Here is a 15,462-nt window from a genome sequence, read left to right on the forward strand (position 1 = left end):
TCTTTTAGTAACCAATCCCGGTCAGAACTTTGTTCGTTGCGCCAGTTTTGCTACGCACATAGCTCCCAGCGGCAGCTCCTGCATGGGCACATACTTGTTCGCAAGCGAGCAATTCGTCTAGCACTTTGGCTAGATCTGCAGCATCATTGACTATCTTGGCTCCTTCACAAGCAACTAATTCTTTGGCTTCTACAAACTTGTCGATCCTTGGGCCGAAGAGTACGGGAATACCGTATACGGCAGCTTCTAGTGAGTTATGAATGCTTCGCCCGAAACCTCCACCGATGTACGCTATATCCCCATACCTATATATAGAGGATAGTAGGCCAAAGCAGTCTATGATTAGGCAGTCGGGTTGCACCTCTGCACTCCCCGCCGGCTCACGGCTCTGCTGCTGTGTATAGCGTGCATAGGGGCGCTGGAGCTTTGCCTCTATGCTCTGTAGATGCGTTTCGTCTATCTCGTGAGGAGCGATGATCAGACGCATCTTGGGCGTTCGGTTGAAGTAGTTAATCAAGATGTCTTCGTCCATAGGCCACGTACTCCCAGCTACGAGGATTGTGCCACCTGCCTCCCTGAAGGCTGATGCCGAAGCAATATCCTTAGCCTGTGCAGCAATATCTACCACTCTATCGAAGCGAGTATCTCCAGTAGTACTAACATGACTAACACCATGAGCTTGAAGTAGAGCCTTAGACTGATCCTCTTGCACGAAGATATGCGTAAACATCTTCAAGAGGCGCAGGTACCAACGACCTAGTGGGTGGAAGAAGAATTGATCTGAGCGGAAACTTGCCGACACCAAATAGGTCGGGATATTTCTTTGTTGCAGGGTACTTAGCATCGTCGGCCAGATATCATACTTGATGAATATCGCCACATCGGGTCGTGCTAAATCGAGGAATTCATTGACTCGTTGGGCATAATCAGCTGGTAGATACACCACTGCATCAGCTCCCGAATAGCTGTGCCGTACGTTGTAGCCCGACGGACTGAAGAAGCTTACGAGTATTTGGCACGCTGGATCTCGTCGCCGAAGCTCCTCCATCAGCGGACGCCCCTGCTCAAACTCGCCGAGAGAGGCTGCGTGAAACCAAATGGTCTTGCCATTGGGATTGATCCTATGCTTAAGACGTTCGGCTGTCTCGCCACGTCCGACTATGATTTGCTTGGCCTTGGGATGCCATAGAGCAGCCAAACGCATCCCAAGATGAGTAAGAATCCCCGTTAGACTGAATAGGGCCTTCATTATCCCAATGTGCGAACTGCCTGCTCTAGGCGTGCGATCGTTTCTTCACGACCGAGCATCGCCGTAATATCAAACATGTGAGGGCCTTTGGCTTCTCCTACGATAGAGAGGCGGAAGCAGTTCATCACAGCGCCCAGACCATACCCAGCCTCTTTGATCCATTGCTTGACCTTAGTTTCAGTTTCCTCCGTAGGTAGCGCTTCTGGGAGTGTCAGTAGCAGATCTCTAAGCTCAAGCATTTGCTTAGCGCTATCTTCTTTCCAGCGCTTTCGGGCAGCCTTTTCGTCGTAGCTCGTGGGGCGCACGAAGAAGAAGCTAGACTGCTCCCATAGTTCGGGGATTAGCTGGCAGCGTTCTTTTACTAGAGCCACAGCCTTAGCTACATAGTCTAGATCAGCCTGTATGTTATGCTCGGCTAGAGTAGGGGAGAGTAGCTCGGCGAGTAGGCGATTGTCGGCACTCTGAATGTAGTGGTGGTTGAACCAACGCCCTTTGTTGTAGTCAAACTTAGCACCTGCCTTGCTACATTTCTCTAGACTAAAGAGCTTGATTAGCTCGTCCATAGATAGCACTTCACTGGCTTCGCCACCCGGATTCCAGCCTAGTAGCGCTACGAAATTGACCACAGCCTCGGGTAAATAACCACTCTCACGGTAGCCCGATGATACCTCCTCGGTCTTAGGATCTACCCAGCGAAGAGGGAATACAGGGAAGCCTAGACGATCGCCATCACGCTTGGATAGCTTACCGTTGCCGTCGGGCTTGAGCAGTAGAGGAAGATGTGCAAAACGAGGCATCGTATCTTCCCAACCGAAAGCGCGGTAGAGCAGCACGTGTAGCGGAGAGCTTGGAAGCCATTCCTCACCTCTGATTACATGGCTGATCTTCATCAAGTGGTCGTCTACGATATTAGCCAAGTGGTAAGTCGGTAGATCGTCGGCACTCTTGTAGAGCACCTTGTCGTCTAGGATCGAAGAGTTGAAGGTAACCTCGCCTCGGATAATATCACTTACGACAACCTCTTCGTTGGGCTCGATCTTAAAGCGTACAACGTACTGCACTCCCGAGGTGATCAGGGTATCAACCTCTTCTTTAGGCATAGAGAGAGAGTTGCGCATAGATAGTCTGGTGGAGGCATCGTACTGGAAGTTGTCGATCTCCTTGCGCTTAGCCTCTAGCTCCTCTGGTGTGTCGAATGCAATGTATGCTGCACCTCGGTCTAGTAGCTGCTGTACATAGACACGGTAGATATCTCTGCGCTCACTCTGACGATAAGGGCCATTTTCGCCCCCGTAGCTAACGCCTTCGTCGAACTTGATTCCTAGCCACTCCAGAGCCTCGATGATGTATTCCTCAGCTCCCGGAACGAAGCGTTGGCTATCAGTATCCTCGATACGTAGGAGCATATCGCCTCCGTGACTACGAGCGAATAGGTAGTTGTATAGGGCTGTACGTACACCTCCGATGTGTAGTGCGCCAGTTGGGCTAGGCGCAAATCGTACTCTTACTTTTCTATCAGACATAACTATAATGTTCTTTTTCTATGTTGTATGCTTGGTTCTTATAAACCACGCAAAGGTACTGATATTCTCTCAACTTTGACTTTAGGATACAAAAAGGGACTGTGGCAAAAACTAATTTGCCCACAGCCCCTTTCCTTTATCTTGGTTCTAGGTTTGTTGCAAGGTCAAGGTAAAACCTTACTGAAGCACCCAATATTGGGTGCTTCAGCACCTATTATAGTGTGCATTTGCACCCAGTATAAGGTGCAATACGATGCTTTTTCCTTTCGAAAAATAGCGTTAGAAGAAACACAATCTGCATAATTTATCGGGATACCAACTCTATAGTTTCGATAAGGGGCCGCGCCAAAAATGAATTTTGACACAGCCCCCTGATAAGTAGTGAGATGTTGCCTTAACTCTTGAGCCCTGTATCTAGAAGCACTTGCTCAATGGCTGCACCAAGGCCCTCGGGGTTCTTGCCTCCCGCAGTAGCGAAGTGGGCTTGACCGCCCCCCCCGCCTTGTATATGCTTGGCGACAGAGCGAATAATGTTAGCAGCGCTCCAGCCTCTTTGCTCTACCAAATCTTTGCTTAGCATCAATGTAAGGCTACATTTGCCGTCGGGAGTGCGATTGCCCGCTACGAAGAGGAAGCTCTCCTGTAGTTCACCCGCTAACTGGAAGGCCAAGTCCTTGATTGCATCGGCAGGGAAGTCTTCACGCACGATGAAGACACGCACACCAGATAGCTCTTCTCTTCGCTCCAAGAGAGTGGCCTTATACTTAGCAATTTGAGCCTTAACAAGGTCTTGGACCTGTTTGCCTAGCTCGGCATTTTCCTCTACAGTCTTTTTGATTGCTGTGATGAGCTGTGGGCTATTATTGAAAAGCTCCCGAATTGAGCGCAGGGTATCCTCTACTTCATAGAGTACTCGCTCAGCACCAGCTCCAGTAACAGCCTCAATACGTCGAACTCCAGCAGCCACAGAGCTCTCGGAGAGAATGCGGAAGAATCCAATCACACCTGTAGCACTTACGTGTGTACCACCACAAAGTTCAATCGAAGTTCCGTACTTGAGGACTCGTACTTCCTCTCCATACTTCTCACCGAATAACGCCATAGCACCCATAGCTTGAGCCTCTGCGATGGGGACATTTCTAAACTCCTCACGTACCATATTCGCACGAATACGAGCATTAACCAAACGCTCTACTGTACGGAGCTGCTCTGGCTCTACCTTGGAGAAGTGAGCAAAGTCGAAGCGCAATACTTCTGGCGAAACGAATGAGCCTTTCTGCTCCACATGCTGGCCAAGCACTTCCCTTAGAGCTTCGTGTAGTAGGTGAGTAGCAGTATGGTTGGCCTCTGCTGCACGTCTGCGCTCTAGATTGATATGGGCAGTGAAGTGAGCCGTTACATCTTCTGGGAGTTTCTTCATCAGATGAACAGCGAGATTGTTCTCTCTCTTAGTGTCGAAAACTTCGTACTTATTCGTACCGTCATAGAGGTAACCGCTATCTCCTACCTGTCCACCCATCTCGGCATAGAATGGAGTCGCAGAGAGCACGACCTGATAGTATTCTTTGTTCTTCTGACTTACCTTACGATAGCGTAGGATCTCGGTATCAATCTCTGTAAAGTCATAGCCAACGAATTGAGTTTCGCCCTCACGCACTATATGCCAGTCCTCGGCATCTATAGCTGCGGCATTGCGAGCACGCTCTCTTTGTTTCTGCATCGAGCTCTCGAAGCCTGCTTCGTCTACACTCATGCCATGTTCCTGTAGGATCAGAGCGGTGAGGTCTAATGGGAAGCCGTATGTGTCGTATAGGATAAATGCATCTTCGCCAACCAAAACCTTTGTGTTGGCTTCCTTGGCTTCTTCTATTTTTTTGTCGAGCAAACGAATCCCCGTTTCGAGTGTGCGCAAGAAGCTCTCTTCCTCTTCTTTCATCACACGCTGTATAAGGTCACGACCTGAGATAAGCTCTGGATAGGCGTCACCCATTGTTTCGATGAGAGCAGGTATAAGCGTGTACATAAAGGCTTCTCTACGCCCAAGGAATGTATAGCCATAGCGCACCGCACGGCGCAGGATACGACGGATTACATATCCAGCCTTGGCGTTGGAGGGGAGCTGACCGTCTGTAATGGCAAAGGCAATAGTACGGATATGGTCTGCAATCACACGCATCGCAATATCCGTTTCCTTGGTCTGTCCGTATTCGATGCCCGTGAGAGTCGCAATGGTTTGGATAATCGGGGTGAAGATGTCGGTATCGTAGTTTGAGGTCTTGCCTTGTATCGCCATACATAGGCGCTCGAAGCCCATGCCCGTATCAATAACCTTGTTGGGTAGACTATCTAGTGAGCCATCTGCTTTGCGATTGTACTGCATGAAGACGAGATTCCAGATCTCAATGACTTGAGGGTGGCTTTGGTTCACCAATGTCAGGCCATCGACCTTTGCACGTTCCTCGTCCGAGCGAATATCAATATGTATCTCGGAGCATGGACCGCATGGGCCTTGATCGCCCATTTCCCAGAAGTTATCCTTCTTATTGCCATTGATGATGCGCTCGCTGGGTAGGAATTGTGCCCAGATAGAAGCGGCTTCATTATCTCTCTCTAGGTTGTCCTCGGCAGATCCCTCGAATACAGTCACGTAGAGTCGGTTCTTGTCTACACCTAGTACTTCGGTGAGGTACTCCCAAGCCCACTCAATTGCTTCACGTTTGAAATAGTCACCAAATGACCAGTTGCCAAGCATCTCAAACATCGTGTGGTGATAGGTGTCGTGTCCTACCTCCTCTAGGTCGTTGTGCTTACCGCTAACTCGAAGGCACTTCTGAGAATCGGCAACACGTGGATATTTGATGTCTGCATGTCCGAGAATGATATCCTTAAACTGATTCATGCCAGCATTGGTAAACATCAAGGTAGGGTCGCCTTTGATTACCATAGGAGCACTAGGCACAATCTGGTGGCCCTTGCTCTGAAAAAATGCTTTGTACGATGCCCGGATTTCCTTTGACGTCATCATATATTTATATCATCCGTAATTTATTCGTTATACAATAGTTTTAAGCCACAAAAGTACATCTTTCGGAGCAATCCTCAACACATTCATTCGTCTTCGTGTACTACTCCACAACGCTGATGTTGAGGAAACGCAAAAGGAGCTTACGGGTATTGCCATCGTCGAAGCATATTGTCGCCGTGGCTTCGGTTCCTTGCTCGATGTCTAGGATCTCCCCTTGACCAAATCTTTTGTGCAAAACACGCATCCCGACCTTGAAGTTCCCGAGCTCTCGATACTTCGTTGGGGCGGGATCATCTGTAGTCCTACGCCCGAGGTGCTTCATGCGTCCGCCATTTGTGGGCAGGAATGATTGCCCAGTGGTGAAGGTCTTGGGTAGAGGTGTTCCCTCTTGCTTGTTAGGGCGTTGGCTCCAGAAGTCATTCTCTCGCTCCTGCTGCACGGCTAATGTACTTCTAGCTGCAGCATTGCGACTAAGTAAATTTGGAGGAAGCTCTCGGAGGAATCGACTAGGGCGTACAAATGTCGTCTGCCCATTGATGAATCGCTCGCGCACATAGCCAATATGGCAAGTCTTCTCGGCTCGGGTTAATGCTACATAGAATAATCGTCGCTCCTCCTCGAGGTCGTCTAGATCTCCCTGCTTAGCCGAGGGGAATAGCGGTTCGTCTAGACCTACTATAAATACGTGTGGAAACTCTAGCCCCTTGGAGGAATGCATCGTCATAGCCGTGACGCCGACTTCGTCCTCCGCATTAGCATCTTGATCCGTCATAAGCGAGATTTCACTCAAATAGCTTTCCAGAGAAGGCTCTGTGCCTGCCTCAAGGTTATTGAGTTCGTACTCTTTGATGCTTGCCAGTAGCTCTTTGACGTTCTGCTGTCGCATCTTCCCTTCACTACTATTATCGCTCATCAGATCAAGGGGGATACCCGTACGGGTAATCAGCTGCTGAGCTAAGTCGAAGAACTGTAGCTCACTTTTCATAAGCGCACGCATATCCTCTAGTAGCTGGTGGAAGCTCTGGAGTTTGGTAAGAGTCCCCTTGTTGAATGCTAGCCCCACAGCTTCTGGATCTCTTAGCACATCGACTAAGGGAGTAGCTTGTGGGTTAGCAGCTTGTTGTAGTTTCAGCACGGTAGTATCTCCGATACCTCGACGTGGATAGTTGATGATCCGCAGGAGCGACTCACTATCGTAAGGGTTAATCATTAGGCGTAGATAAGCGATGACGTCCATAATTTCCTTGTGATCGAAAAAAGATCGTCCGCCGTAAATACGGAATGGGATACTTAAGCGACGAAATGCCTGCTCTAGAATACGGCTCTGTGCGTTGGTTCTGTATAGGACAGCAAAATCTTCGTACGATGAGCCATACTGTTCTCTTATCTGCTCAATCCTTTTGCATACCCACATAGCCTCTAGGTCTGCAGAGTAAGTTTCGTGTAGCTCTATGGGATCTCCTATGGCACCAAGTGAGAACACTTCTTTGGGGATTTGATTCTGATTGTGAGTAATGAGGGCACCAGCCACCTGCACGATCGTTTGAGAAGAACGATAGTTTTGCTCTAGTTTGAAGGTCTTGGCCTTTGGGAAAGTTTTCTTGAAGCCAAGCATATTCTCTAGGTTAGCTCCTCGGAAGGAATAAATGCTTTGGGCATCATCGCCGACCACGAAGATTGCCCCCTTGTGTTGCATCAGCTGTTTGGCAATCATATACTGGGCGAAGTTGGTATCCTGATACTCGTCAATAAGCAAATAGTCTATTCGCTCTTGCCAATGGGCTAGTACATCTGGGTAGTCACGAAAGAGTACATTGATCTGGAAAAGCAGATCGTCGAAATCCATCGCATTGTTTTGCTTGAGCTCGGCCGAGTACCTTGTATAGATTTCACTAAGGCGTGGCATCTGAGCCTTGGCATCGGCACTAAGCAACTCGGTCGTCGAGCGATAGACCTCTGGGCTGATGAGGCGATTCTTGGCTGATGAGATACGGTTGAGCACGACGCCCGGCTTATATACCTTGTCGTCTAGTCCCATGAGCTTCATGATTGCTTTGATTCTATTCTTGCTATCGGTCGTATTGTAGATAGAGAACGAAGGGGTATAGCCTAGTAGCTCGGCATGGACACGTAAGATCTGCATGAAGATAGAGTGGAATGTCCCCATACGTATGAAGCGTGCTTGCTCTGGAGCATATAGACTGATGCGCTGGCGCATCTCACGTGCTGCCTTGTTTGTGAAGGTTAGAGCCATGAGCTTGTAGGGCGCATAGCCACAGCGAATCAGGTGCAGGAGCTTGTAGACCAGTACACGTGTCTTGCCACTGCCAGCGCCAGCAATGACCAGCGCAGGGCCATCGTTGTAGACGACAGCCTCGCGCTGAGCAGAGTTGAGATCATTGAGGTATTCTAAATCAATAGGGTCTTGCATCTAGTCTATAATGAACTTAGTCTTTCTTTGAGTATCTGGCAGGCGTCTGGATCCTCGAGTACGGAGAGAAGGGACTGGACGAATAGATCGGCTTTCTCTTGGCTCGTCATGTTCTTTACGTCCCTAGTGGTAGCGTCCATATCAGTCTGAGGAATACGTATAGACTGGGCCACAACCTCTGTGCAGAGAGTGATATACTTCAAGGCCTCCTCTGGCATATTGCTGCCGTCGTCTAGTAGAGGGAAGACTGGGCGATACTTGTGAATGAACTTGTAGAATGGTCCGATAACGAACGGACTAATATGCTGCAAGATCGAGGATAGCTGTACGGGGGTGAGTTTGCGTAGCGTATCAATGCGCATGAAGAGATGCTCTATATGCATCTTCTTGATCGTCACAGATACATTGTTTTTCCACTCCTTGAGCCGGTCGGCATTGTCCACGTACACGAAGGTTGTAGCGGGGTGATCTACTAGAGGTAGCGCAGCAAACTCGCTAGAGGTCAAGATGCGTATGGGTAGCTGTGCAAACTCTTGATAGAGCGACATAATAGACCTCCATAGGCTAACCTCAGCCTCATTGTCTAGGACTACGTACCCCTGATGGATCTGCTCCACTCCTTGGTAGACCTCTTCAACGAGCCGGGCTACTAGGTGTGCGAAGTTGGGAGATTTGGCACCTACCATTAGGCTACAATGTCTGTAGCATAGCTGGTAGAGAAGCTCTTCCATATAGCGATCTTTAGCCGAGTACTCGACACGATCCCAAGGTATCATGCCTTCGGGGAAGCTGTTGCGTAGCTCCAAGCGCCATGTCTCCTCTCGAATGTATTCACGGACAAACTCCTCTACATCTTCGTAGCAGCGGAAGGTGTTGGAGATAGCTCTCGCCTGCTCGCAAATCTCAGAGAGTAGATGATAGTTCTCGGGAGGTAAAATGCCTTCTTCGGTGAAGTACTTCTTGTAGAGCTGTAGATACTCCATGGTAAACTGATCACCAAGACGCATTCTGATGCTCCGCCCTCCCTTATAGCTGACGTATATGGACGAATAGGGTGGGTTATAGGTCATACCCGCCCATGGGTAGCCCTCCACATGTTCTTGCAAATATAGTGCTACAGCCTCTAGATGCTTGCAAGTACCTAGCCCATTGGTGCGGAAGTCGAGGCAAGAACAAAAGTTCCGATCGCTACGTACTCCTCTGAATGCAGTTCGGTAGCGCCCCGATCCACTACTAACCAAATAGTCCCCCCAGATACGGTTGTCATCGAGGTGCTCTACAGAGAAGTCTGCTTGCTCTGCATGTTCGCGGCGCAAGGCTACCTGCCAGTCCTCTATAGACATGCCCTCGGGGCAGATCTTATTGGATAAACGACTCTCTATTTTCATAGTTCAAATACTGTAAATACATCCATAGTTACTAACTCAATCATTTTGCACTCAACTCGGCTTTGAGGAAAGGAGCAGTTTGGCTGTGCTTGCACTCTGCCAAACCCTCTGGAGTACCAGAGTAGACTAGCTGTCCACCTTCTCTTCCTCCCTCTGGGCCAATCTCTATTAGGTAATCTGCACACTTGACGACGTCAAGGTTGTGCTCGATGACTACTATCGTATTTCCTCTCTCAACCAAGCGATTGAGAATACCTATCAGCACACGTATATCCTCGAAGTGTAGTCCCGTAGTAGGCTCATCTAGTATATACATCGTACGTCCCGTATCTCGCTTGGATAGCTCTGCGGCCAGCTTGATACGCTGGCTCTCGCCTCCAGAGAGTGTGGTCGAAGACTGCCCCAGCTTGATGTAGCCTAAACCGACCTCCTGTAGTACGAGTAGTTTCTTGAGGATATGTGGCACGTGCTCAAAGAACTCTACAGCCATATTGATCGTCATGTCGAGCACGTCCGCAATAGACTTGCCCTTGAAGCGTACCTCAAGAGTTTCTCGATTGTAGCGCTTGCCATGACACACTTCGCAAGGAACTAGCACATCGGGTAGGAAATTCATCTCTATACTCTTATAGCCATTTCCTCTGCATGTGTCGCATCTACCTCCCGATACATTGAAGGAGAAGCGCCCAGGCTTGTATCCTCGCATCTTACTCTCTGGTAAATTTACGAATAGATTGCGAATATCCGTAAATAATCCCGTGTAAGTAGCAGGATTGCTGCGTGGAGTACGTCCGATGGGTGCCTGGTCGACAGAAACAACCTTGTCGATGAGCTCAATGCCATCAATGCCATCGTGTGGCATGGGTTCTTCCATGGAGCGGTAGAGCCTCTGGCTAAGGGCAGGGTAGAGTGTCTGGTTGATCAGCGTACTCTTGCCACTACCAGATACCCCCGTCACACAGATCAGTGTCCCGAGAGGGAGCTCTACATCGATACCTCGTAGATTATTGCCCCTCGCGCCTCGTATGCGTAGTACCTCTCCCGATCCTTGTCTTCTTACAGTAGGAACTTCGATAGACATATCTCCACTGATATACTGCGCCGTGATGGTGCGAGCTGTCATCATCGCTTTGGGGGTACCTTGAAATACTACCTCGCCTCCCAAGCGACCAGCCTTGGGCCCCATGTCGATGACATGGTCGGCTTGTAGCATCATGTCCTTGTCGTGCTCCACAACGATGACTGTATTGCCTAGATCTCTTAGCTGCTTGAGTGAATCAATCAAGCGCATATTATCTCTCTGATGTAGACCAATGCTGGGTTCGTCTAGGATATATAGTACCTCAACGAGCTGCGTGCCTATCTGTGTCGCTAGGCGAATGCGCTGGCTCTCGCCCCCAGAGAGTGTGGCGGCAGAACGGTTCATTGACAGGTACCCTAGCCCAACATCAAGCAGGAAGGAGATACGTTTGCGAATCTCTTTGAGCACCTCGGTGGCGATGGTACGTTGGGCTCCACTTAATCGCTGCTCAATGCCCTCGAGCCAAGTGGACAGAGTGGTGAGTTCTAGCCCACCAAGCTCGCCGATGTTTTTGCCATCTATATAGTAATGTAGGGCTTCTTTGTTTAGTCGCAGCCCCTCGCACTCTGGGCACACTTCAGTTTTCATAAACTGCATGGCCCATTTATTGGCGTTGTAGTCAAACTCCTCTCCGCTTAGCTCGGGCAGGTATTCGGCTAGGCCATTATAGTTTACCGAAAACGTCCCCGTACCGTAGAACTCCTTGTGGTCGATGGCGATGCCATCGGTAGTCCCATATAAAATCTCCTCAATCAAACCCTCTGGAAGGTCACGGATTGGTGCTTTGATATCGGCCTCGTGGCGAGCAAAAAGTCCCTCAAGGAGCCTGAAGACAAGGATTCCTCTGTGTTTACCTAGAGGAGCAATCCCTCCCTTGTAGACACTCAGACTAGGGTCAGGTATCATAGCCTCTCGGTCTAGGATCTTGACCTCGCCTAGCCCTCTACAGTGTGGGCAGTAGCCGTTGGGCGAGTTGAAGGAGAAATTGTGTGGGGCAGGCTCGCTGTAGGCAAGCCCCGTATCAGGACACATCAGCTTACGGCTGTAGTAGCTCATCTCCCCAGTTCCTATATCCATTACCATCATCACACCATCGCCCTCTCTCATCGCCAAATTGACGCTGCTGGCTAGTCGGCTTCTGTGCTCCTCGTCTACAACGAGTTTGTCGGTTTGCACCTCTACGCTATGTAGCTTATAGCGGTCGAGCTTCATTCCGTAAGTGATCTCACGGAGCTCGCCATCGACACGTACGGATAGGTAGCCTTTTTTGCGTAGGTGCTCAAAGAGCTCCTTGTAGTGCCCCTTGCGTTGCTTGACCACTGGTGCTAGCAGTAGTACCCTGCGCCCTTGGTAGCGTGCTATGATAAGGTCTAGTATTTGAGCCTCGGTGTAGCGCACCATAGGTTTGCCAGAGAGATAAGACACGGCCTCGCCAGCCCTAGCGTAGAGCAGACGAAAGAAGTCGTAGATCTCAGTCACCGTACCCACGGTAGAGCGGGGGTTGCGGTTCGTCGTCTTCTGGTCAATCGAGATTACTGGGCCCAACCCTTGTATATCATCGACGTCGGGCCGCTCCATACCTCCACCCAGAAATCCACGGGCGTAGGCACTGAAGGTATCTATATACCGCCTTTGTCCTTCGGCGAAAATAGTGTCGAAGGCAAGGGACGACTTACCACTACCGCTCAACCCAGTAAGCACCGAGAGCGAATAGCGTGGTATGTGAGCGTCTATGTTTTTGAGGTTGTGAACTCTAGCTCCTCTTATTTCTATATCTTGCATCTAAGTCGTAGTCCTGTATTCTTACCCTAATAGGGTGTTATCTCTGAGGTTTGGGCTCAGAGCCATCGAAATCGCTTTTGAGAATGCTGATTGATCCCTTGCGATTGTACTTCACGCCGTCCGATCCCTCGGCTGTAATCACGTAGTAATAAACCCCAGAGGGTACAATATGCCCCCGATAATGTCCGTCCCAGCCACCATTGGGATCCCCCCAGCGATAGATCTCTTGGCCAGAGGGACTGAAGATGCGTGCATCGAAACGAACAAGCGACCGAGCGAATACCTTGAAAACATCATTAATCCCCGGGCTAGAACCGGGACTAAAGGCATTGGGAACCTCCAAGCTCGACTCTGTGATACGAACAACTTGCTCGAAACTATTGTCGAAGCAAGTGCCCGATCTGTTGCTAACATCTAGTCGGATGCGGTAGCGCCCTGATTGATTGAAGGTGTAGGTCGCCTCTGCGCCCGTGTAATTGAGTAGGGGAGCATTGTCCTCCATGCGCTCTATACGCCACTGATACTTGGCGGCAGCGGGCTCGTTACCAATGGCCGCTAGTCGTAGAGTAGCTGGTGCCGATAAGTTCTCCCAGTCTACTTCTTTGCCTCCGTCCTGCCCCTCAACCTCTATGTACGGCCGAACAGCCAAACGATAGCCCTCTACCACGGAAGAGGTAATGGGGCGATAGTTTAGTCCGAAAGATTTGATCCATTTATCTCCCTCTAGCGTATAGGGGGTGTCGGCAAGGGAAGCCTCTAGCTCAATGTGATTATCCTGTGCCTCAGCTATGCTCCTCTGCTGTTCTCTCTGGTAGCTGCGAGAGGCTTCGTCCCAAACCAACTGATCGTAGCGCAGGGATAGCTCTCGTGCTAGAGTGTGCGGCACTCCACTAGGGGTATGATAGGTAAGCATTGGTATGGAACCCTGAGCGGAGAGTCGTATGCGAGAGCAGGGGTCGCTAGGGTGTGGCTCCGCCGACAGAGAGGTAATCTCTAGTGGTGTAGCAGCGTAGTCGATCAGGTAGTAGTAGCGAGGCAATCCCTCTGTTGGGCGGATAAAATAGCCGTAGCCAGCCTCTGGTTGATTGATGAGCCATGCCCCAAGATCTGCGTTGTAGACAGCACTCGGTAGGGGCTCTGCTTGTAGCGCATCTTTGCTATATCGCCAAGCACTGGCTGTCGCTGCTCCCGCTAGGACCAAGCGCTCAGCTCGTCCCATAAGCACATAAACGTCTAAGCGCTCAGGGGCATTGCTCTCGGCGAGTTGGTGCTGTACCCCCTCAATCCGAAAAGACTGAGCTCCACCCCATTGCCAGGGGAGGAGCAGTATCGAGGCAAATATCAGCTTCTTGAATGAATTGAATATACGCATCTCAGTAAAAACACTCCGACTTGAGTGTTTGACACAAAATTACAAAAATCCGTCAAATTAGACACATTCTCAAGCCGAGAAATCATAAAAAATGTACAATCCCGATAAGGTCGTTTGGGTTAGAGAGCTCCGTGGCCCCATTTGGACATCTATATCATCGCCTCTAGAGTACGATGTGCTCACTTCTAGATAGTGGCTCAAGCTCTCCGCTTGGGCTGTCTTACCCTTGCTCTCTTTGGGCTCTGATGATATGCCTTTTTAGACAATGGCGTTAGTCTCGAGAGACTCCTCGGCCCAAGAGCTAGCTCTACGTATAGAGCCTACCGTGATAGCACCCGAGGCTGAGATAGGCCAAGGGTACCTCCCCATACAGATAGGCCTGAGTAGTAAGAAAAAACACTTTGAATGTGAACATGATAATTCTTCCATTTCATTGTACTATTCGTCGGGTAAAAGATAGAGCAACCATTAGATGTAATCCCGATTACCACTCTCATGATCCTCAATATCTACACTGCAAATATACCCAAGATCGTTATTGATCAAACTATTAGGCAGAGCATATCCCAAGCCCTTGCATTTGTCAATATCGTTAGTAGCCCATTTTCTAGACATAGTGTTAAGAATTGTTAATCTTTAGCCTAGGATTTAGACGACTATAAGGTGTTTTCATGGACAGTGAAGAGGCTTCTTTGTGAAAATTGAAGGACTGATTTTGTTTAGTTGTAGGACTGATTCATTCCGGTGTGTCCATCAATCTCAACGGATTGATGGGGAAAAAGTAGGGATAGAGTGCCTTAGAAGCAGAAAATCTCCTAATTGATTGGTGTATCTATTTGTTTTTTAGTGTTTTGGTTTTATGGCGTTTTTGAGGCGGTTTTGGGGTCGGGTGGGGGCAAGATGCTCATGCGAAGATGAACGCAATCTAGAGCCTCCTAGGGGGCAAATACGACCTTTGTATCTTCTGCTCCATATCCGCATAGTATTCCCACTAACATTCTGAAAACTGATCTAAAATATAAATCTGGGTTAGTGGACAATGACAGAGAGAGCTACTTGATTTGTGTGAGACAAAATCCATTAGAAATGGTTATCCTCTCCCCTTGTTAGCCTGATGCCTCTAGTGGGTTCCTCTATGGATATTGTGCAATAGTTTCCTTTGTGTTACCCACTCGGGCGCTAGGCAGGTTAGACTGCACAAGGTCAAACTACAGGTTGAGGGTAACTATGTACTGCTTGCCGAGTTGATTGATGGTGCCGCTCCCAATCCGTTCAATGNTAGGCAGGTTAGACTGCACAAGGTCAAACTACAGGTTGAGGGTAACTATGTACTGCTTGCCGAGTTGATTGATGGTGCCGCTCCCAATCCGTTCAATGCCAAGGGACAAAGGATTGACGACCTAACGGGACTGCAGCCTATCCAGCCAAGAAGTAAGCTTCACTAGATTGAGACCGTTGCACGGCATTTTGCCTCTTTTCGGTTAGATGTGTTGCATATACCTCTGATTACTAATATCTTTAATATGTAATTAACTGTATTGACATGGCAACTAAACCAACCGAACCAGCTCCTAGCTTCCTACAAGTATATACTCAGGTTCGTCGCGACCG

The 15,462-nt window shown here is 49.3% G+C and carries 7 protein-coding genes; all 7 read right to left on the reverse strand.

Annotated elements, in window-relative coordinates; all coding sequences use genetic code 11:
* Positions 1-4: 4 nt before the first annotated feature.
* The 7 genes from HQ41_RS03245 to HQ41_RS03280 all read right to left on the reverse strand — a co-directional run bounded on the left by HQ41_RS03245 (position 5) and on the right by HQ41_RS03280 (position 13,851).
* Positions 5-1,249, reverse strand: a complete 1,245-nt coding sequence (locus HQ41_RS03245; RefSeq protein WP_044187857.1) for a 3-deoxy-D-manno-octulosonic acid transferase — start codon at positions 1,247-1,249, stop codon at positions 5-7.
* On the reverse strand, positions 1,249-2,772 hold the full coding sequence (gene gltX, locus HQ41_RS03250; protein WP_044187860.1) for a glutamate--tRNA ligase: 1,524 nt from the start codon (positions 2,770-2,772) through the stop codon (positions 1,249-1,251). Before gltX ends, HQ41_RS03245 begins: the two co-directional genes overlap by 1 nt.
* A gap of 394 nt (positions 2,773-3,166) precedes the next feature.
* Positions 3,167-5,797, reverse strand: coding sequence for an alanine--tRNA ligase (alaS, locus tag HQ41_RS03260; RefSeq protein WP_044187866.1), 2,631 nt, complete (start codon positions 5,795-5,797; stop codon positions 3,167-3,169).
* Positions 5,798-5,897: 100 nt separating this feature from the next.
* Entirely contained in the window at positions 5,898-8,228 is a 2,331-nt protein-coding gene (locus tag HQ41_RS03265; RefSeq protein ID WP_044187868.1) for an ATP-dependent helicase, read from the reverse strand.
* 5 nt (positions 8,229-8,233) lie between these two features.
* Positions 8,234-9,616, reverse strand: a complete 1,383-nt coding sequence (locus HQ41_RS03270) for an SWIM zinc finger family protein (RefSeq protein WP_044187870.1) — start codon at positions 9,614-9,616, stop codon at positions 8,234-8,236.
* Between the two features lie 40 nt (positions 9,617-9,656).
* Entirely contained in the window at positions 9,657-12,479 is a 2,823-nt protein-coding gene (uvrA, locus tag HQ41_RS03275) for an excinuclease ABC subunit UvrA (protein ID WP_044187873.1), read from the reverse strand.
* A gap of 37 nt (positions 12,480-12,516) precedes the next feature.
* The gene (locus tag HQ41_RS03280) at positions 12,517-13,851 is read right to left on the reverse strand and encodes a gliding motility-associated C-terminal domain-containing protein (RefSeq protein ID WP_044187876.1); all 1,335 of its coding nucleotides are present in this window, start codon (positions 13,849-13,851) and stop codon (positions 12,517-12,519) included.
* Between the last annotated feature and the right edge of the window lie 1,611 nt (positions 13,852-15,462).

This window comes from Porphyromonas sp. COT-290 OH860, assembly GCF_000768935.1.
Lineage (GTDB): Bacteria > Bacteroidota > Bacteroidia > Bacteroidales > Porphyromonadaceae > Porphyromonas.